This window comes from Streptomyces sp. NPDC031466 (genome assembly GCF_055581265.1).
Map to the genome: position 1 here is coordinate 724,163 of NZ_JBVIJT010000002.1, position 18,424 is coordinate 742,586.

The following is an 18,424-nucleotide window of genomic DNA, read 5'->3' on the forward strand; positions in this document are numbered from 1 at the left end:
CGCCGCCGATGAGCGCTCAGGACCCGTATCTGATCATCTCCTCCGACTGCCACGCGGGGCTCCCCACCGAGGAGTACCGCCCCTACCTCGACAGCCGCTTCCACCGCGCCTTCGACGGCTTCCTCGGCGAGCGGGACGCCCGCCGCCAGGAGGCGACCCGGCTGGGGATCCGCAACGACGCGTTCGCCGACCAGTGGTTCCGCGACAACGAGGAGGGCCTGCGTGGCGGCTGGGACACCGCCCAGCGCCTCAAGGAGCTGGACGGCGACGGGGTGGCCGCCGAGGTCGTCTTCCCCGACGCGGACGCCGTGGACAGCCGCACGGCCGCGCCCTTCGGCGTCGGGCTCGGCCTCAGCGGCGACCAGGACCCCGAGCTGGGCATGGCGGGCGCGCGGGCCCACAACCGCTGGCTCGCCGACTTCGTGTCCGAGCACCCCGAGCGGCACTGCGGCGTCGCGCTGCTGCCCGTCACCGGCGAGGTGGACCGCGTCGTCGCGGAGATCCACCGCGCCAAGGAGTCGGGGCTCGGCGCGCTGATGATCCCCTCCATGTGGGTCGACAAAGCGCCCTACCACGACCGGCGTTACGACCCCGTGTGGGCGGCGGCCGCCGCGTGCGCGATGCCGGTGGTCACCCACTCCGGGGCGGCGCCCCGCCACGAGTACGGCGACCACCTGGGCATCTACGTCTCCGAAGTGACCTGGTGGCCGGCGCGGCCCCTGTGGTTCATGCTCTGGTCCGGCGTCTTCGAGCGCCACCCGGGGCTGCGGTTCGGCGTCGCCGAGTCGGGCTGCTGGTGGCTGCCGAACCTCCTGTGGTTCATGGACCGCCTCTACCTGGGCGCGCACGGCGGCAAGAAGCTCTCCCCGTTCGCGGAACTGAAGCGTCCGCCGCACGAGTACCTGGACCGCCAGCTCTTCGTCTGCGCCACCAACACCAAGCGCCGCGAACTGGCCCAGCGCTACGAGATCGGCGTCGACAACATCCTGTGGGGCAGCGACTTCCCGCACCCCGAGGGCACCTGGCCCGACACGCGCGCGTGGCTGCGGAGAACCTTCCACGACATCCCCGTCGGGGAGAGCCGGCGCATGCTGGGGCTCGCCGCCGCCGAGGTCTTCGGCTTCGACACCGCCAGGCTCGCCCCGCTGGCCCGCCGCATCGGCCCGACCCCCGCCGACCTCGGACAGGACAGCGACCAGGCGGCCGTGGCGGCCTCCTGGGCCCGCTCGCGCGAGGTGGGCCGGCACTGGCTGACCGGCCACGACTTCCCCGCACTGGGGACGGCCTCATGAGCGACGACCGCTACACCGTCATCTCCGCCGACTGCCACGCGGGCGCCGACCTGCTGGACTACCGGCCCTACTTGGACTCCCGCCACCACGACGCGTTCGACGCCTGGGCGGCGTCCTACGTCAACCCGTACGAGGACCTCCTCGCGGACACCGCCGACCGCAACTGGAACTCCGCCCGCCGCATCGCCGAACTGGAGGAGGACGGCATCGTCGCCGAGGTCGTCTTCCCGAACACCATCCCGCCGTTCTTCCCCTCGGCCTCGCTGATGGCCCCCGCGCCCACCCGTGCGGAGTTCGAGCTGCGCTGGGCGGGCCTGCGCGCCCACAACCGCTGGCTCGCCGACTTCTGCGCCGCCGCGCCGGGGCGCAGGGCGGGCGTCTTCCAGATCCTCCTGAACGACGTCGACGAAGCCGTCGCGGAGGTCCGGCGGTCGGTGGCGGCGGGCCTCACCGGCGGGCTGCTGCTGCCCGGCACCCCGCCCGGCTCGGGCCTGCCGGAGCTGCACTCGGCCACCTACGACCCCCTCTGGGCCGTCTGCGCCGAGCTGGGCGTGCCGGTCAACCACCACGCGGGCTCGGCGTCACCGCCCCTCGGCGAGGAGCCCGCGGCACGCGCGGTGTTCATGGTGGAGACCACGTGGTTCTCGCACCGGGCGCTGTGGCACCTCGTCTTCGGCGGCGCCTTCCGCCGCCACCCCGGGCTGCGGCTCGTCCTCACCGAGCAGGGTTCCGGCTGGATCCCCGGCGTCCTGGACATGCTGGACTACTACCACGCGCGCCTCGTCGCCACCGCCACGAAGGCGCCGGCCGCCGACACCGCCGAGTCGAAGTTCGGCGCGGGCCTCGCCGAGTCGATGGGCAAGGGCCCCTCCGAAGTGTGGCGCGGGAACTGCTTCGTCGGCGCCAGCTTCATGCGCCCGCACGAGGCGGCCCTGCGTCACCGCATCGGCCTCGACAAGATCATGTGGGGCAGCGACTACCCCCACGACGAGGGCACGTACCCCTACTCCCGCGAAGGCCTGCGCGCCGCCTACGCGGGATTGCCCCGGGAGGAGATCGCGGCCATGGTCGGCGGCAACGCCGCCCGCGTCTACGGCTTCGACCTGGAGCGGCTCGGGCGCATCGCCGCGCGCGTGGGACCGACGGTCCAGGAACTGGACGAACCCCTCAAGGAGGCCCCCGCCGACGCGACGAGCCCCGTGTTCGCGCCGGGCGGGTCGGTGCGGGTCTGGTGAGCACGCGATGACCCGGGGCGGTACGGCCCAACACCGTACCGCCCCGAAGATCCGGGGCGGTACGGGCCAACCCCCCCCGCTCCGGGCCCCTTGTGGAATCCTGGCCCGCGTCGAGCTCGGTTCAACGGGAGGCGCGGGCCATGGGGCAGAGCAAGCAGGCACTGGTCATCGCCGTCCCGCGCTACGAACTGGAAGAGGCCTTCCCCGACCTGACCTCGGCCGTCCACCGGGACGCGGAACTCCTCGGCGAGGCCCTGCACTCCTCCGGATACAGCGTCGAGGTCCTCGGCCTCGCCCCCGACCGGCCCGCCCAGCGCTCCCGCATCCGCAGCGCCGTCAGCCGGATCTGCTGCACGGCCCCGGAGGACGGAACCGTCCTCATCCACTTCACCGGGCACGGCCTCTCCGTCGGCGGCGCCGACCACCTCGTGCCCGCCGACGCCCAGTTGAGCTGGGCCGTCCAGCCGCCCGAGGTGGCCGTCGACAGCCTCATCGACCTGGACCTGACCTCCCTGCTCGCGGGCTGCCAGGCCGGCACGGTACTGCTCACCGTCGACGCCTGCCGCGACCGGGCGGGCCCGGACAGCGCCTCGCACGGCGGCCCCGCCACCAACTTCCCCGCGTGGCGCGACCGCGTCGCCGTCCTCTTCGGCTGCGGGCCCGGCCAGACCTGCGGCTCCGACGACGAGCACGGCAGCCACTTCACGCGCGCCCTCGCCGAGGCACTCGACGCCGACACCGCGCCGCGCACCGTGGCCGAGGTCATCGCGTACACGACCACACGGACCACCGAACTGGCCCGCGCCGCCCGGCACGAGCAGACACCCACCCCGCACTACGCGCCGAGCGGGCCGGACGCCATCGCCCCCGTGCTCCTGTGCTCGGGACGCACGCTCCAGGAGTCGTGGTCGACGGCCGTCCGCGACCCCGAACTGTGGACGGCCGTGCGCTGCGACGACGACCGCCGGGCCGCTCTCCAGAAGGCCCTGGTCGAACTCACCCGGCAGTGCGCGCGCTGGTACACCTCCTCGATGGCCGGGGTGCCCGACCCGTGGGCCGACGACGACTACCCCGTGCGGGTCCTCACCAGAGGCCTCCGCCCGCTGCTCGCCCCCTCCCGGACCCAGGGCGGGCCCCTGCTGGACGCGGGCGAGTTCGCCGTGCTCGCGGCCGCTCCCTTCGTCCGGGAGGCGCTGTACGCCCTTGGCGTCAAGGCGGCGGTCGACGCGGACGCCTTCCGGCTCGAGACCGTGCCGGCGGGCCCCGGGCTCCGGACGGAGCGGGTGGACCTGGAGCACACCTTCGCCGCGCACGCGCTGATCTGGCGCAAGGGCCGCGAACTGGCCGCCCGGGGACGGGCCGAGGAGGCACAGGCCGTCGCCGCCTGGCTCGTGCACCGGCACGTCCGCGGCAAGGAGGAGCTGTGGGACGAGGCGTACGCCGGGCAGCTCCTGGCCCCGCTGGCCAGGGTGCTCATCGGCGGGGACGCCTCCGCCCGGCGGGTGGCGGAACTCACCGACGAACTCGTGCGCGTCTGCCGTCAGACGGGTGTCGTACCCGCTCGGTCGTACGACGAGGAGCGCGAACCGCCCTTCCGCGTCGCCGAACTCGTGCTCGCCGGCCCGCCGGGCGTCAGCGAGGTGACGGAGACCTGGCGGCCCCGCGAGCTGTCCTGGCTGCTCGCCGTCGCCGGTCTGCTCGGCGGGGACCTGCGGGAGCTGCCCGGCGTCCTCGTCGACAACATCGGCGTCGCCGACGGCCTCGTCCCCCGCCGGGCCGTCGAGTGCGTGCGGGAGCTGAGGTGGGTCAGGGACCGCTACACCCGCGCCATCGACCTCGATGTGGCCTGCCCCCACCCCGCCGTCCACGCCGGCCTGGAGGCGCTGACCGGCTGGACCGACGACGCGGTGCTGCGCATCAGGCAGCATCTGGGCCGGCCGGTCCCCGACGGCCTCCTCGCCCATCTGCCCGAGCGGGTGACCTGCGGCAGACTGCGCCCCCAGTACGACGTCCGCACCAAGGGCGACGCCTATGGAGTGCCCCTCATGCGCTTCGGCCTGGCCGAGGACGAGATGCGCGAACTCCTCATGGGCACGCAGCTCTACGGAGACCGCAACCTCGCCCTGCGCGAGCTGTACCAGAACGCCCTGGACGCCTGCCGCTACCGCCAGGCCCGGCTGCGCTACGGCAAGGCCGGCAAGGGCATCCCGTACACCTGGCGGGGCGAGATCGTCTTCCGGCAGGGGACCGACGACGAGGGCCGCCCCTACGTGGAGTGCGAGGACAACGGCGTCGGCATGGGGCGCGACACGCTCCGCGGCACGTTCTCCCGCGCGGGTCGGCGCTTCGAGCAGTCCCGCGAGTACCGCAGGGAACAGGCCCTCTGGCGCCGGGCCGACGAGAACCTGCGGATCTACCCCAACAGCCGCTTCGGCGTCGGTGTGTTCAGTTACTTCATGCTGGCCGACGAGATCAGGATCTCCACGCGCGCCACGGACGCGTACGGGCGCGCGGAGTCGGGCCGCGGGCTGGGGGTGGACATCGCCTCCAGCGGCAGTCTCTTTCGGATCAGGCCCCGCGACGAGTCGCAGCCCGGCGGCGGCACCACGGTGCGGCTCTACCTCCAGGACGACTCCGTCGACGTCGCCAAGGAGCTGGCGGCGCTGGTGTGGCGCACCGACTACACCATGCGGGTCGAGCGCGACGGGGAGACGGTGCGGACCTGGGAGCCGGACACCCTCTACTACGAAGGCGACGCCGGCCGGGCGGTGCGGGCGGCGCGGGACCTGTGGTGGGTGCCGGGGGACGGCCGGTTGCTGGCCGACGGGGTGCTGTTGGGAACGCCGGGGGAGCAGGCCGGGGAGCACCACCTGCCCCCCTGGCCCAGGGGGGACCACGCCAGAGAGCCCTACGACTCCCGACGCGGAAGATTCCCGGCCGGGTGCGTGGTGGATCTCCGGGAGAGCCATGCCCCGGAGATCAGCACCAGCAGGACCCGTGTCTTCTCCTACGACCAGGAGTGGGTGGCCCGCGAGATCATCGACGCCTGCGCGACGTTCGAGGCTCCCCAGTGGTTCCACCTGGAGTGGCTCTGGGAATTCGCCTGGTGGGTGCCGGAGGGGGCCGCGCGGATCACGGAACGGCTGCTGGCCGCGGACGCCCGGGTCACCTCCGTGCTGGCCTGGGACCAGCGGGCCCTCATCTCTTTCCGCCGGGTGGGTTACTTCCCGAGCGACCCGGCGCTCGCCGCCGAGCACGGAAGGTTCAGAGGCGGGTACTCGCTCGCCGACGACCGCTACCTGGCCTGGCGGTCGGGCATCCTGCGGGACGCGGGCATCCGGCGGGGTGAACAGCACCGGGCCCTCCCCGTCCCGGACTCCATCGAGGGATACCCGCGGCCCCGCGCCTGGGAGGCCCGCGCCGACCACGACAACCTGCACGCGGGCGACTTCCTGCTCCGGGCCGCCATGTCGTCCGCCACCGAGAAGCACACGTTCGGCAGCTTGCTGGCGCGGATCCGGCGCCACGCCGTCACAGGGATCGACGTGCCCGCCGTGGCCGACCTCGAAGCGGCCCATGCCATGGAGCTGGACGACGTCGACCGCGGGCTGCTCAACGGCCGCGGCGGCTACGGCGGCCTGCAGCCCTACTGGTCGCTCGACACCGAGGAGGACGCCGTCGAGGACACGGTCTGGCTCCTCGAACGGTTCTCCACATGGACCGGGCTTCCGCCGCGGGAGGCGCTCGGCCGGATGCGGCGCTTCGCCGCCGCCGGATTCGCCTTCCGCGTACCGGACACCGTCTCGGAGCCGCCCGCCGACCGGCCGGCCACCGCCGAAGAGCTGAACGCCCTGTCGTGGCACCCCTGGTGCGCGGGGCTCGACGGGCGCGGCAGGCGCGGCCCTCGCCCGGACCACCGGTTCTACGGGGAGGTGCTGCGCCGCTACGCCTGGCTGGGGCTGCCGGAGCTTCCCGCGCTGGGGGAGGAGCGGCAGGCCGTGGCCGAGGGGGACGGCAAGCGCCGCGGGTTGACCGGCGAGGAAAGGGAGGCGTACGCCGAATTCTTCAGCCCGTATGTGACCGATACGCAGGTCTCGCTCGTCCGGGTGGGCATCGCCTCGGAGGCGCTGTCCCTGACGTTCGCCGAGGTCGTCGAGCGGTTCGCCCCCCAGTTCGAGGCCCTCGGGATGAAGGTGCCCGGACTCGGCGACCTCGCCGGTTACATGTGCAGCAGGCTCGACTACGAGCTGCTGAAGCCTTCTCGGTCCCGCTTCGACTCCACGGTCCTCCACATGGCCCCCGTCCCGCTCGTCCACACGGCCCGCGCGGTCCATGAGGTGCGGGCGGACCCCGAGCAGGTGCGCCGGGCTCTCACCCGGCTGGCGGAGGGCGGTCTGATCCACGCGTCGGCGCCCGGACTGCTGGACCGCTGGCGGGAGGTGTCGCGTCAGGACCTGGAACTCCTGCCGGGCAACCCGAACGTGTACGGGATCCTGCAACGGACCGAGGGGGCCGGCTTCGACGACGCGCAGGAGGAGTTCGACGCGGCCTACGGCCTGGTGGCCGCGGCGCTCGCCGAGCAGTCCCTCGGCCCGACCTTCGACCGGCTCGCCGTGCTCGGCCCCCTGACGGGCCACGAGGCGCCCCTGCGCCTGCCGTCCCCGGGGCTCGCCGGGCTGCGCCCTTCCAAGGCGGACGCCGCCGCCTGCTGCCTGCGTGGTGAACGGGGCGTCGTCTGGCGCGAGACCCCGGACGTACGCCTTCTGATCGAGCACGCGCGCGACCAGGACTGCACCCTGGGCCAGAGCCTGGACGCCCTCCTTCCGTACGCCGAACTCGGCGCCCCCTGGCAGGCGCCCGCCGACAACGACGACCAGACGTGGCGCGACCACCGGCCCACCGTCCACGACACCGCCCTCTTCCAGGGCGACTTGGTCGGCAGCGGCCGACCCGTCACCCCTCTGGACCTCGTCCGCGCGGCCGCCCGCTTCGGCTGGCCCCTTGACCGGGCCTGGGACCGGCTCGCGCGCTACCGCCCCTTCGGCCTCGAACTCGTCATGGAGCGGCCCGGCATGGCGCTGGTCCCCCGCTGGCAGGACCTGATCCTGCTCACCTCCCGCTTCACGGGGCGGGCCCCCGCCGTCGCCGGGGAGGTCACCGCCCGCCACATCGCCGTCGCCGCCCGCGAGGTCGAGGAGTCCACCCACTGGGTGCGGGACCGGCTCGTCCTGTACGCCCCGCTCTTCGGTACGACCCTGCCCGCGCACTGCCCCGCCGAGCCCGCCCCGACCCCGCGGGCCGAGCGCTACGTGCCCGTGACCGAGTGACCGAGTGACCGCCTGACCGAGTGACCGCCTGACCGACTGACCGCCCGGCCGACTTGCTCACGGAGGACGACACCCCATGCCCGCCCACGATCCCACTCCGTTCCAGGAGTCGGAGGCCCAGGCCGTCGGCTCCTTCACCGTGGAGCGCTCCCCCGACGGCCGCTGGTACACCGTCACCGGCGCCTGCCCGGTCTGCCGCGGCCGCACCGTGTTCCGGGTCGCCTTCGGAGTGCTCGGCCCCGCCAAAGGGCGCGGGCGGCGCACCCGGCCCGAGCCGCTCACCGGCTCGATCCCGGTCTACTGCCAATGCGGCTACCCGCACCCCGACCGGCCGCCCGAGTCGCCCGACTCCGGGTGCGGCGCCTTCTGGGACGTACCGGTTCCGCCCCCGGCACAAGGGGGTGCCACCCCGTGACCGACCTCGCCAAGAAGCGGTTCGCACAGCTCGGACAGCAGCTCCAGGTCGACCAGCTCGGCGCCGTCCGCCGACAGGCCGAGGGATGGCGCAACGGCCTCGCCGGGCTCACCGGACTCGTCGGCGCCGTCTTCGTGCTCAAAGGCCGCGAGAGCGTCGCGGGGATGCCCGACCTGTGGCGGTGGACCACGGCGGGCCTGCTCGTCGCCGCCTTCGCCCTGCTGCTGTCCGGCGCGCTGAAGGCGGTGCGGGCCGCACACGGCCAACTCGGCCAGCAGGTCTGGCTGAGCGGCGACCGGCTCTTCGCGGCCGTCCTCGACGAGGTCGAGCAGACCCAGGCAGCCCTGGCCTCCGCCCGGCGGCGCTCGGTCGTGGGCCTGTGCGCGATCGTGGCCGCACTGGCGGTCAGCTGGGTCGTGCCGGTCGGCGCCGATGAGGACAAGAAGGCCGAGGGAGGCGCAGGTGGGCCGTTCCGGGTGCTGGTGACGACGGCGGAGGGCACCGCCTGCGGAGAGCTGGTGGTGAGCGACGCCCGGGGCGTGGTGCTCCGGGTGGCGGGGGAGGGGGCCCGCGGGGGGAAGCCGGCGCGGCGGACGATCCCCGCCGACGAGGTCAGGTCGCTGGCCCCCGCGAGGCGCTGCTGAGCCCCCCCGGACGGCCGCCGGTCCGGCCTTCCACGGCCCCGCCTTTGGCGGGGATCACCAACAACCGACCTCGTACCGCCGGTAATACTTGTCGGTAACAACCTCTAGTCGCGGGCGGGGAGCCGTTCTACCGTGCACGCATGTCCCCGAACCTGCCCGATGTCGTGCTGTGGTCCATCCCCGCCTTCGTGCTGCTCACCGCCGTCGAGATCGTGAGCCACCGGATCCATCCCGACGAGGACGCGGCGGGGTACGAGACCAGGGACGCGGCGACCAGCGTCACCATGGGCCTCGGCAGCCTCGCCTTCGACCTGCTGTGGAAGATCCCGATCGTCGCGATCTACACGGCCGTCTACACGCTGACGCCCCTGCGCGTCCCCGTGCTGTGGTGGACGATCCCGCTGATGCTCCTCGCCCAGGACTTCTTCTACTACTGGTCGCACCGGGGCCATCACGTCATCCGCATCCTGTGGGCCTGCCACGTCGTGCACCACTCCAGCCGCAAGTTCAACCTCACGACCGCGCTGCGCCAGCCCTGGACGAGCCTGACGGTGTGGCCGTTCTATCTGCCGCTCATCGCCTGCGGCGTCCATCCGGCGGCGCTCGCCTTCTGCTCGTCGGCCAACCTGGTCTACCAGTTCTGGATCCACACCGAACGCATCGGAAAGCTGCCCCGGCCCTTCGAGTTCGTCTTCAACACGCCCTCGCACCACCGCGTCCACCACGCCTCCCAGGGCGGCTATCTGGACCGCAACTTCGGCGGCATCCTGATCATCTGGGACCGCCTGTTCGGCTCCTGGGTCGCCGAGACCGACCGTCCCGTGTACGGCCTGACGAAGAACATCAGCACGTACAACCCGCTGCGCGTCGCCACCCATGAGTACGTGGCCATCGCCAGGGACCTGAGGGCGGCCACCAGTTGGCGCGAGCGGGCCGGGCGGGTCTTCCGCGGCCCCGGCTGGCGGCCGAAGGCCCCCGCGGCCCTTGCGGCTCCCGCAGCCCCCACGGCCGCCGTACGGCCCGGCGAGGCGGCGGTCGCGGAGCGGGCGGCGTGATGTCGCGGCGCCCCTCGCCCCGGCTCCTCCTCGGCGCCTTCGCCCTCGCCGCGTTCGGGGACCTCGTCTCGCTCCTCGCGGTCCTCGGCCCCGGCCACGCCGTGTGCAAGCCGCTGCTCATGCCGCTCCTTGCGGCCTACGCCGCCACCCGGCGGGCCCCCCGCCCGCTGATCGCCGCCCTCCTCTTCGGCTGGGGCGGCGACACCCTCCTCCTCTTCGACGCCGAGCCCGCCTTCCTCGCCGGGATGGGCTCCTTCGCCGCCGGGCACGTCTGCTACCTCGTACTGTTCAAGAGGTACGGCGACACCCGGTGGTACGCCCCGGCGGGCGGCTCGCCCCGCGCGCGGGGGACGGCCCTTGTCGCCGGGTACGCCCTCGCACTCGCCGTCACCGTGACGCTGCTGTGGCCGGACCTGCCGGCCGACATGCGGGGCCCCGTGGCGGGCTACAGCCTGCTGCTCACGGCCATGGCGTGGGGCGCCACCGCGCTCGGTCCCGCGGCGGCCGCCGGAGGGGCGCTGTTCCTTCTCTCCGACACGCTCATCGCGACCGGCGTCGCGGCGTGGCCGCAGCTGCCGAGGCCCGACTTCGCGATCATGCTCACCTACATCGCGGCGCAGTACCTGCTGACCACAGGCGTCCTGCGCTCGGCTCACCAGCGGATCGGCAACGGCACCGCGGTCAGCAGTGCCGACAGGACGACGACCACGCCCAGCGCGACCACCTCCCGGCGCGCGGGGGCGTAGGCGCGCAGGCGGCCGCCCGTGCCTACCCTGAACGGGTCGAGCGGCGGGCCGGGAAGATTGCGTATGGTCACAGCCACTCGGGCCGGTCACCGCCCCAAGGCCCCGGCGGGCGGGCCCAGTTGTCCGGACCGCCCTCGAAGGCGACCGGCGGCAGGGCGTACCGGAGCCGCCCCAGCGGACTGTCCGTCCCGCCGAGCCAGGGCCCCGGATCGGCATAGGCCTCGCCCACCACCACGCCCACTCCCTCGGACGCCTCGTCCGTCCGACGCCCGTGGTCTTCCTCCCGCGAACCACCGCTCCGCTCGTCCGCGCCCGCCCCGATCAGCCATGCCGCCGTCCCCGCCAGCGCGAGCCGCGTCAGATGGGTCCCGCCGGTGCGCGACCGCTCGGTGAGCGAGCGCAGGACCGCCGCCGCGAGGAGATAGCCGCTGCCGTGGTCCAGGGCCTGCGCGGGCAGCACGCCGGGCCGCTCCGGTGACCCCTCGATCACCGCGATGCCCGTCGCCGCCTGCACCAGGCTGTCGAACCCGCGCCGTCCGGCCCACGGCCCGTCCCGCCCCCACGCCGAGAGCTGCGCGAGGACCACCCCGGGCCTGCGCTCGGCCAGCGCCTGGGGGGAGAGGCCGAAGCGGTCGAGGGCGCCCGGACGGTAGCCGGTGACGACCACGTCGGCATGTGCCAGCAGCTCCTCGAAGGCCCGCCGGTCGGCGCCGCTCGCCAGGTCCAGGGTCGTGGAGCGCTTCCCGAAGCCCGTGTCCGCGTGCTGGTCGGAGAGTTCCGGCAGCCCGGGCGGGTCGACCCGCAGGACGTCCGCGCCCAGCAGCGCGAGGGTGCGGGTGGCGACCGGCCCCGCGACGACCCGGGTCAGATCGAGGACGCGGAGCCCGCGGGCGGGCAGCGCGGGGGCGCCGGCCGGCGGCGGCAGGGGGCACGCGGGCGCGTCGCCGATCCGTTCCCGGCGCGGCAGCGGACGGGCGCCCGCCGCGACGCCCTGGGGATGCGCCGCCCACTCCCGCGGGGAGCGCAGTGCCACGGCGAGGCCCCCGGCGGCGTACACGGCCTCCTCCACCGCCACGGCGGACCGGTCGGCCAGCGTCGCGGCCACCGCGTCCACGGAAGGCTCCGCGGTGAACCCGAGCGCGGCCCACAACGCCGCCCGGTGATGCGGGTAGTTGGCGTGGGTGCGCACCCAGCCGTCGGCCGTGCGCCAGAACCGGGACAGCGGGGCGAAGTTGACGGGCGCGCGCCCGTCGACCAGCAGGTGCCGCTCACTGGTGAACGCCGTCGCCAGGGCCCCGTCATCGACCCGTACGGACGGCACGCCTCCGTCGCCGCGCGCGGCCGTCAACTCGGCGGCGGCCAGCGCGCAGACGGCGCCACAGGCCCGCGCGAGCCCGATGACGGGCAGCCGCGCGGGCAGGGCGCCCTCGCGGACGACGAAGGAGACCCGGGAGAGGAGCGCGGCGTCACCGCCGAGCGCGGCCCAGGCGGCCCGGGTACCGCTCATGCGGTCGCCCCCTCATGCTCCGCCGCCGCCGACCACCGGAGTCTGATCGACACACCCGGCGTCGAGGGCTGCAGCTCCCACCCCTGGGCGGCCGCCGCCCGGACGACGTAGTGCCCGCCGCAGCCGCGGTAGTCGCGCCGCGGGATCTCGCACTCGCAAGGAGGCGCCGGCTTCTTGGGCACGCGCGGCGCCGACGCGCGCTCCGTCCACCGGGCGAGCACCCCGTCGACGCGGGCGCGGTAGTAGGCGGCGTCCCCTTCGTGGCGCACCTCGGACCAGAGCACGCACCAGTGGGGGAGCGTGGTGATCCGGCTCATCGCCCGGTCCATGAAGTCCTCGTAGGCCCGCTCGTACGAGGAACTCACCGCGGCGATGACCTCGGTGGCCAGGCCGATGGCGAGGACGGCGGCGAAGACCGCGATCCCCAGCGCGATCCAGAACGGCATGAACAGCACCGTGGCGGCGAACCTCAGCACCAGCTGCCAGCGGGGCCGGGCGGGCCACGCCACCCACTGCTCCGTGCCGGCGAACACGAACGCGGAACTTTTGAACTCGTACATGACACAAATTCTCTCGTGGTGCGACGGGAATGGGCCGGGTGGCTCCTCGGCCGCCCGGCCCGACCCGTGCCGGCACATTGCCACTGAGGCACAGTGCTACTTGCGCACGGCGTCCAGCGCGTCGGCCATGCCCACGCCGTAGAAGCCGTTCTTCTCCGTGTCGCCCTCGCAGACCGCGTCGATCTTGCCGTCGGCGTCGATGTCGTACGGATCCGTGCACGCCATGGCGTCCGCCTGGCGGTACAGGAGCGCCTTCAGGCGTGCCGGGGAGGCGTGCGGGTGGGTGGACTTCAGCAGCGCGACCACGCCCGCCGCGTGCGGGGACGCCATCGACGTACCGCCCTTGTAGCCGAACTTGCCGCCCGGCAGCGTGGACAGGATCCGGCCGTCGACGGCCGGCGGCTCGGGCGCCTGGTACCTCGTCTGGTCACCGCCGGGGGCGGTGATGTCGATGACGCCCTCGCCGTAGTTCGAGTACGACGCCTTGATGTTCTTGGCCCCGGTGGCGGAGACCGTCACGACGCCGGGCAGCTGCGAGGGGAGGTCGAAGCAGTCCTTGGTCTTGATGGTGCGGGTCACCGGAGTGGTGTCGTTGGGGCTCGTCTTGTCGACGAGCTCGTCCTGCGCGAGGTCGGTCCGCGCGTTGCCCGCGGCCGCGACGTTCACCGCGCCCTTGCGCTCCGCGTACCGCGCGGCCCTGCCGACCGCGTCGACCAGCGCCTTCTGGTCGTCGTCCGTCGTGCAGTTGAACAGCCACGGGTCGGTGTAATAGCTGTTGTTGGTCACGTCCACGCCGTGGTCGGCCGCCCACACGAAGCCGCAGACGACGGCCTCCGTGTAGTACAGGCCGGTCGCGGGCTCGGCCACCTTCAGGCTCGCCACCTTCACGCCGGGCGCGATGCCCGTGATGCCGGTGCCGTTCTTCGCCGCGGCGATCGAACCGGCCACGTGCATGCCGTGGTCGCTCTCCTGGGCGACCGGGCGCCACGCGTTGTCCTTCTGGACGGGCACGCCGTTCAGGCAGCTCGCGGACGCCTCGCGGTCGAAGTTGGGCGCTATGTCGGGGTGGGTGTCGTCGACCCCGGAGTCGAGCACGGCGACCGTCACCTTGCGGCTGCCCAGCGATATCTTGTGCGCCTTGTCCGCCTTCATGGCGGGCAGGTCCCACTGGAGCGGCTCCAGTTCGTCCTGGCCCGCCGCCGCCTTGCCCGCGGCGGCCTTGACCTCGGCGGCGGTGAGCGTGCGCTCGGAGTCCAGGGCGTCGTCGGACTGTGCGGACAGCGGGGCCGTGCGGGTCGCGCCCGCCGAGTCGACGCCCTTGACCGCGCGGATCGTCGCGGCGAAGTCCGGGTTCGCCGAGTGGACGACGATGACGCCGATCCTGTCGTACGCGATGACGACGTCACCGCCGGCCCGGGCGATGGCCTTCTTGACGCGGGCGGAAGTGCCCTTCCCCGGGTGGACGTTCACCACGTAACTCATCGACGTGGCGTCGGCCGAGGAGGCCGAGGCAGCGGCGGACGCCGGCGCGTCCGGCACCGCGGCGGGCCGCGCCGAGGCCGGGCCCGGCAGGAAGGTGACGGCCGAGGCCACCGCCACCCCGAGCGGCAGGGCCAGCGCGCGCCGGGAGCGCGGGAAACCGGTGGTCCTGGCCCGGGATATGGCCCCGGCGGAGAATCTGGTCGACCTGGTCATGTCCGTGTCCCCCGTCACTTCTTCTTCACGGCGTCGAGTGCGTCGACGAGTCCGCTGCCGTAAAAGCCGTTGTCACCCTTGCCGCCGCTCTCGCAGACCGCGTCGACGTCACCGTCGCCGTCCGGGTCGTACGGCTCGGCGGGGCACTCCATGCGGTCGGCCTGCGCCTTGAGGAGGCTGCGCAGTTGTGCCGGGCCCGCCTTGGGGTGCGTGGACTTCAGCAGCGCGGCGACGCCCGCGGCGTGCGGCGCGGCCATCGACGTGCCGCGCAGCCAGCCGTACTCGCCGTTCGGCATGGTGGAGAGGATGTTGCCGTTCTTCGACGGGGTGTCGGTCGGCGTCTGGTACTTGTCGCCGCCGGGGGCCGTGATGTCCACGACGCCCTTGCCGTAGCTGGAGTACGCCGCCTTCAGGTTCTTGACGCCCGTCGCGCTCGTGGTGACGATGCCCGGCAGCTGGGCCGGCGCGTCCAGGCACTCGTGCGGGTCGATGGTGCGGGTCACCGGCGTGGAGTCGTCCGGGCTCGTCTTGTCGACGATCGCGTGGGAGTCCAGGTCGTGGTTGGAGTTGCCCGCGGAGGAGACGTTGAGGGTGCCCTTGCGCTGGGCGTACAGCTGGGCGCGGTTGACCGCGTCGAGGATGGCCCGCTGGTCGGGGTCGTCCTTGCAGTTGTACAGCCACGGGTCCACGTAGTAGCTGTTGTTGGTGATCTCGACGCCGTGCTCGGCGGCGAACACGAAGGCGCAGACCACGTTCTCCGGGTAGAACAACTCGTCGACCGGGTCGGCGACCTTGATGCCCGCTATCTTCACGCCGGGCGCGACGCCCGCGACGCCGACGCCGTTGCGCGCGGCGGCTATCTCACCCGCCACGTGCGTGCCGTGGTAGTGGTCCTTGGCCGGGCGCCACGCCCCGGCGGAGGTGTCCGCCTTGCCGCCGACGCAACTGGCGGACTGCGTCGCCGAGAAGTTCGGGGCCAGGTCGGGGTGGGTGTCGTCGACGCCGGTGTCGATCACGGCGACCGTGACCTTCCTGCTGCCCGGGTTGATCCTGGCCGCCTTGTCGGCCCCGATCGCCCGCAGGTCCCACTGGTCGCCCTCCATCGGCTCGGCGCCCGGGGCGGCGGTGCGCTTCAGGGCCTCGGCGTCGGCCTTGGAGAGCAGCTCCGCCTTGCCGTCGTCCGTGGTGCCCGCGGCCCGCAGCGGCGCGGTGTGGGTCGCGCCCGCGGACTGCACACCGCGGACGCCGCGTATCCGCTCGCCGAACGCCGGGTCCGACGAGTGCGCGACGATGACGCCGATCGTGTCGTGCGCGACGACGACGGAGCCACCGGCCTCGGCTATCGCCCGCTTCACGTGCGCCATCGTCCGGTGATCCGCACGGGTGTTGACGACGTACGCGAAAACGGGGGCGTCCTTCGCGGCCGACGCGACGGCGGGTGCGGGCGATTCGTCCGGGGCCGCCGTCGCGGCACCGGGTACGAGGCCGACCGAGGCGGCGAGCGCGATACCGAGCGGCACGGTGAGCGCCGTACGGCGTCTTGAACGCAGATGAGCCATGGGATCTCCACATCATCCGGATACGGAACTGCCCGAACACAGCTGGTGCTCGGGCAGGTACATGACGGGTCGTGCACGGGTGAAGCTATCCCCCGAACTCCCAGGCCAGCAATGCCTTCCCGAAGAAACCGGCGGGCCGGGGCGCGTCGTGCGCGCCACCGCGACGTTGAGCAGACAACGGAAGCAACATCAACCCCTGTCGGATCACGTCCTGTGGCCCTAGCATCGCCAACCGTGGTCCACGTGATCCGCGTCACGCCGGAACGCGAGACCAGAGAACCGATGGAAGAACCGACCGTCCCCATCCCATCCGCACCACGAGGAGACTCCGTGGCCACCGACGCACCGCCCCCCTCGAAGGGTGGCGCAGGAAAAGAAACCGCTCCCCACGCGCCCTCCACGGAGGAGTTCACCGAGGTGCAGCAGAGCGCGGAGTTCGGCGAACTGCGCGCCGCGCACCGCTCGTTCGCCGTGCCGCTCACCATCGCCTTCATCACCTGGTACCTCGTGTACGTCCTGCTCTCCAACTACGCGGGCGACTTCATGGGCACCAAGCTGTTCGGCAACATCAACGTCGCCCTGGTGCTCGGCCTCGGGCAGTTCCTGACCACGTTCCTCATCGCCTGGTTCTACTCCCGGCACGCCGCCGCGAAGCTCGACCCGAAGGCCGAGGCGATCAAGTCCCGCATGGAGACCCGCATGGAAGCCCGCACGGAGACCGGCACCGAGCCCCGCAAGGAGGGTGACGCATGAGCCCCGCGCACACCGCGGCCCTGGACCTCGCGGCGGCCTCCGACGCCTCCGAGCACCGCACGCTGATCATCAGTCTCTTCGCCGCCTTCGTCGTCGCCACCCTCTGCATCACCGTCTGGGCCGGCCGGCAGACCAAGAGCGCCGCCGACTTCTACGCGGGCGGCCGCCAGTTCACCGGCTTCCAGAACGGCCTCGCGATCTCCGGCGACTACATGTCCGCCGCGTCCTTCCTCGGCATCGCCGGCGCCATCGCCCTCTTCGGCTACGACGGCTTCCTGTACTCCATCGGCTTCCTGGTCGCCTGGCTGGTGGCGCTGCTCCTGGTCGCCGAGCCGCTGCGCAACTCCGGGCGCTACACCATGGGCGACGTCCTCGCGTACCGCATGCGCCAGCGCCCGGTCCGCACGGCCGCCGGCACCTCCACCATCGTCGTCTCGATCTTCTACCTGCTCGCCCAGATGGCGGGCGCGGGCGTCCTGGTCTCGCTGCTGCTCGGGATCACCTCCGACGCGGGCAAGGTCCTCATCGTCGCCCTCGTCGGCGTCCTGATGATCGTCTACGTCACCATCGGCGGCATGAAGGGCACCACCTGGGTGCAGATGGTCAAGGCCGTCCTGCTCATCACGGGCACCATCCTCATCACCTTCCTGATCCTGCTGAAGTTCCACTTCAACGTCTCCGACCTGCTCGGCTCGGCCGCCGCCAACAGCGGCCAGGGCTCGAAGTTCCTGGAACCCGGCCTCAAGTACGGCCTGAGCGCCACCTCCAAGCTGGACTTCATCTCGCTCGGCATCGCCCTGGTCCTCGGCACCGCCGGCCTGCCGCACATCCTGATCCGCTTCTACACCGTGCCCACCGCGAAGGCCGCCCGGAAGTCCGTCAACTGGGCTATCGGCATCATCGGCGCCTTCTACCTGATGACCATCGTGCTCGGCTTCGGCGCCGCGGCCCTGCTCAAGCACGCCGACATCATCGCCTCCAACAAGGCGGGCAACACGGCGGCGCCGCTCGCCGCCCTGGAGATCGGCGGCGGCGGGGGCTCCACCGGCGGCGCGATCCTCCTCGCGGTGATCTCCGCGGTCGCCTTCGCCACGATCCTCGCGGTCGTCGCGGGCCTCACCCTGGCCTCGTCCTCGTCCTTCGCGCACGACATCTACGCCAACGTCATCCGCAAGGGCAAGGCCACCGAGAAGGAGGAGATGAGGGCCGCCCGCTGGGCGACCGTCTTCATCGGGATCGTCTCCATCGCGCTCGGCGCCCTGGCCCGCGACCTGAACGTCGCCGGCCTCGTCGCCCTCGCCTTCGCCGTCGCCGCCTCGGCGAACCTGCCGACGATCCTCTACAGCCTGTTCTGGCGGAAATTCACCACGCAGGGCGCCCTGTGGTCCATCTACGGCGGTCTGACCGCGGCCGTCGGCCTGGTGCTGTTCTCCCCGGTCGTCTCCGGCAAGCCCACCTCCATGTTCCCGGACGCGAACTTCGACTTCTTCCCGCTGGAGAACCCGGGCCTGATCTCCATCCCGCTGGGCTTCCTGCTCGGCTGGCTCGGATCCGTCCTGTCCAAGGAGGAGCCCGACAAGGGCAAATACGCCGAGCTGGAGGTCAAGTCCCTCACCGGCTTCGGGGCCCACTGACC

Annotated in this window: 13 protein-coding genes; 9 read left to right on the top strand and 4 right to left on the bottom strand. The window is 72.9% G+C overall.

The genetic code is table 11. The annotated features are described in order from the left end of the window. Window positions 1–8: 8 nt before the first annotated feature. The 7 genes from ACZ5GP_RS06150 (at window position 9) to ACZ5GP_RS06180 (ending at window position 10,714) form a co-directional block, all read left to right on the top strand. The gene (locus tag ACZ5GP_RS06150) at window positions 9–1,292 is read left to right on the top strand and encodes an amidohydrolase family protein (protein WP_468749626.1); all 1,284 of its coding nucleotides are present in this window, start codon (window positions 9–11) and stop codon (window positions 1,290–1,292) included. Then, window positions 1,289–2,527 carry an amidohydrolase family protein gene (locus ACZ5GP_RS06155; RefSeq protein WP_468749627.1) on the top strand — a complete coding sequence of 413 codons (1,239 nt, stop codon included), beginning with the start codon at window positions 1,289–1,291 and terminating at the stop codon, window positions 2,525–2,527. The genes ACZ5GP_RS06150 and ACZ5GP_RS06155 overlap by 4 nt, the downstream gene beginning before the upstream one ends. 140 nt (window positions 2,528–2,667) lie before the next feature. Beyond that, the gene (locus tag ACZ5GP_RS06160) at window positions 2,668–7,854 is read left to right on the top strand and encodes an HD domain-containing protein (protein ID WP_468749628.1); all 5,187 of its coding nucleotides are present in this window, start codon (window positions 2,668–2,670) and stop codon (window positions 7,852–7,854) included. 76 nt (window positions 7,855–7,930) lie between these two features. After that, window positions 7,931–8,269, top strand: a complete 339-nt coding sequence (locus ACZ5GP_RS06165) for a hypothetical protein (RefSeq protein WP_468749629.1) — start codon at window positions 7,931–7,933, stop codon at window positions 8,267–8,269. Then, window positions 8,266–8,913 carry a hypothetical protein gene (locus ACZ5GP_RS06170; protein ID WP_468749630.1) on the top strand — a complete coding sequence of 216 codons (648 nt, stop codon included), beginning with the start codon at window positions 8,266–8,268 and terminating at the stop codon, window positions 8,911–8,913. Before ACZ5GP_RS06165 ends, ACZ5GP_RS06170 begins: the two co-directional genes overlap by 4 nt. A gap of 140 nt (window positions 8,914–9,053) precedes the next feature. Beyond that, window positions 9,054–9,968: a sterol desaturase family protein gene (locus ACZ5GP_RS06175; protein WP_468749631.1), complete on the top strand. Its 915-nt coding sequence runs from the start codon at window positions 9,054–9,056 to the stop codon at window positions 9,966–9,968. Further along, the gene (locus tag ACZ5GP_RS06180; protein WP_468749632.1) at window positions 9,968–10,714 is read left to right on the top strand and encodes a lysoplasmalogenase; all 747 of its coding nucleotides are present in this window, start codon (window positions 9,968–9,970) and stop codon (window positions 10,712–10,714) included. The genes ACZ5GP_RS06175 and ACZ5GP_RS06180 overlap by 1 nt, the downstream gene beginning before the upstream one ends. Before the next feature lie 67 nt (window positions 10,715–10,781). Here ACZ5GP_RS06180 and ACZ5GP_RS06185 read toward each other — a convergent pair whose 3' ends face one another. The 4 genes from ACZ5GP_RS06185 to ACZ5GP_RS06200 all read right to left on the bottom strand — a co-directional run bounded on the left by ACZ5GP_RS06185 (window position 10,782) and on the right by ACZ5GP_RS06200 (window position 16,035). Further along, on the bottom strand, window positions 10,782–12,221 hold the full coding sequence (locus ACZ5GP_RS06185) for a CoA transferase (protein ID WP_468749633.1): 1,440 nt from the start codon (window positions 12,219–12,221) through the stop codon (window positions 10,782–10,784). Then, a complete protein-coding gene (locus ACZ5GP_RS06190; RefSeq protein ID WP_468749634.1) occupies window positions 12,218–12,781 on the bottom strand; it encodes a hypothetical protein in 564 nt (187 codons plus the stop codon). Before ACZ5GP_RS06190 ends, ACZ5GP_RS06185 begins: the two co-directional genes overlap by 4 nt. A 96-nt stretch (window positions 12,782–12,877) precedes the next feature. Continuing rightward, entirely contained in the window at window positions 12,878–14,476 is a 1,599-nt protein-coding gene (locus tag ACZ5GP_RS06195; RefSeq protein ID WP_468749635.1) for a S8 family peptidase, read from the bottom strand. Window positions 14,477–14,490: 14 nt separating this feature from the next. Continuing rightward, entirely contained in the window at window positions 14,491–16,035 is a 1,545-nt protein-coding gene (locus tag ACZ5GP_RS06200) for a S8 family peptidase (RefSeq protein WP_468749636.1), read from the bottom strand. A gap of 330 nt (window positions 16,036–16,365) precedes the next feature. On the opposite strand from ACZ5GP_RS06200, the gene ACZ5GP_RS06205 reads away from it, so the two are divergent. Both ACZ5GP_RS06205 and ACZ5GP_RS06210 read left to right on the top strand, forming a co-directional pair. Then, the gene (locus ACZ5GP_RS06205; RefSeq protein WP_468749637.1) at window positions 16,366–16,788 is read left to right on the top strand and encodes a DUF485 domain-containing protein; all 423 of its coding nucleotides are present in this window, start codon (window positions 16,366–16,368) and stop codon (window positions 16,786–16,788) included. Continuing rightward, window positions 16,785–18,422, top strand: coding sequence for a solute symporter family protein (locus ACZ5GP_RS06210; RefSeq protein ID WP_468749638.1), 1,638 nt, complete (start codon window positions 16,785–16,787; stop codon window positions 18,420–18,422). The genes ACZ5GP_RS06205 and ACZ5GP_RS06210 overlap by 4 nt, the downstream gene beginning before the upstream one ends. The last annotated feature ends 2 nt before the right edge of the window (window positions 18,423–18,424 follow it).

Excerpts from the sequence above, each read along its gene's own strand:
- ACZ5GP_RS06150 (WP_468749626.1), top strand. The coding sequence starts at position 9 with ATGAGCGCTCAGGACCCGTATCTGATCATCTCCTCCGACTGCCACGCG.
- ACZ5GP_RS06210 (WP_468749638.1), top strand. The coding sequence starts at position 16,785 with ATGAGCCCCGCGCACACCGCGGCCCTGGACCTCGCGGCGGCCTCCGAC.
- ACZ5GP_RS06200 (WP_468749636.1), bottom strand. The coding sequence starts at position 16,035 with ATGGCTCATCTGCGTTCAAGACGCCGTACGGCGCTCACCGTGCCGCTC.
- ACZ5GP_RS06185 (WP_468749633.1), bottom strand. The coding sequence starts at position 12,221 with ATGAGCGGTACCCGGGCCGCCTGGGCCGCGCTCGGCGGTGACGCCGCG.
- ACZ5GP_RS06155 (WP_468749627.1), top strand. The coding sequence starts at position 1,289 with ATGAGCGACGACCGCTACACCGTCATCTCCGCCGACTGCCACGCGGGC.
- ACZ5GP_RS06195 (WP_468749635.1), bottom strand. The coding sequence starts at position 14,476 with ATGACCAGGTCGACCAGATTCTCCGCCGGGGCCATATCCCGGGCCAGG.
- ACZ5GP_RS06180 (WP_468749632.1), top strand. The coding sequence starts at position 9,968 with ATGTCGCGGCGCCCCTCGCCCCGGCTCCTCCTCGGCGCCTTCGCCCTC.
- ACZ5GP_RS06175 (WP_468749631.1), top strand. The coding sequence starts at position 9,054 with ATGTCCCCGAACCTGCCCGATGTCGTGCTGTGGTCCATCCCCGCCTTC.
- ACZ5GP_RS06190 (WP_468749634.1), bottom strand. The coding sequence starts at position 12,781 with ATGTACGAGTTCAAAAGTTCCGCGTTCGTGTTCGCCGGCACGGAGCAG.
- ACZ5GP_RS06165 (WP_468749629.1), top strand. The coding sequence starts at position 7,931 with ATGCCCGCCCACGATCCCACTCCGTTCCAGGAGTCGGAGGCCCAGGCC.
- ACZ5GP_RS06160 (WP_468749628.1), top strand. The coding sequence starts at position 2,668 with ATGGGGCAGAGCAAGCAGGCACTGGTCATCGCCGTCCCGCGCTACGAA.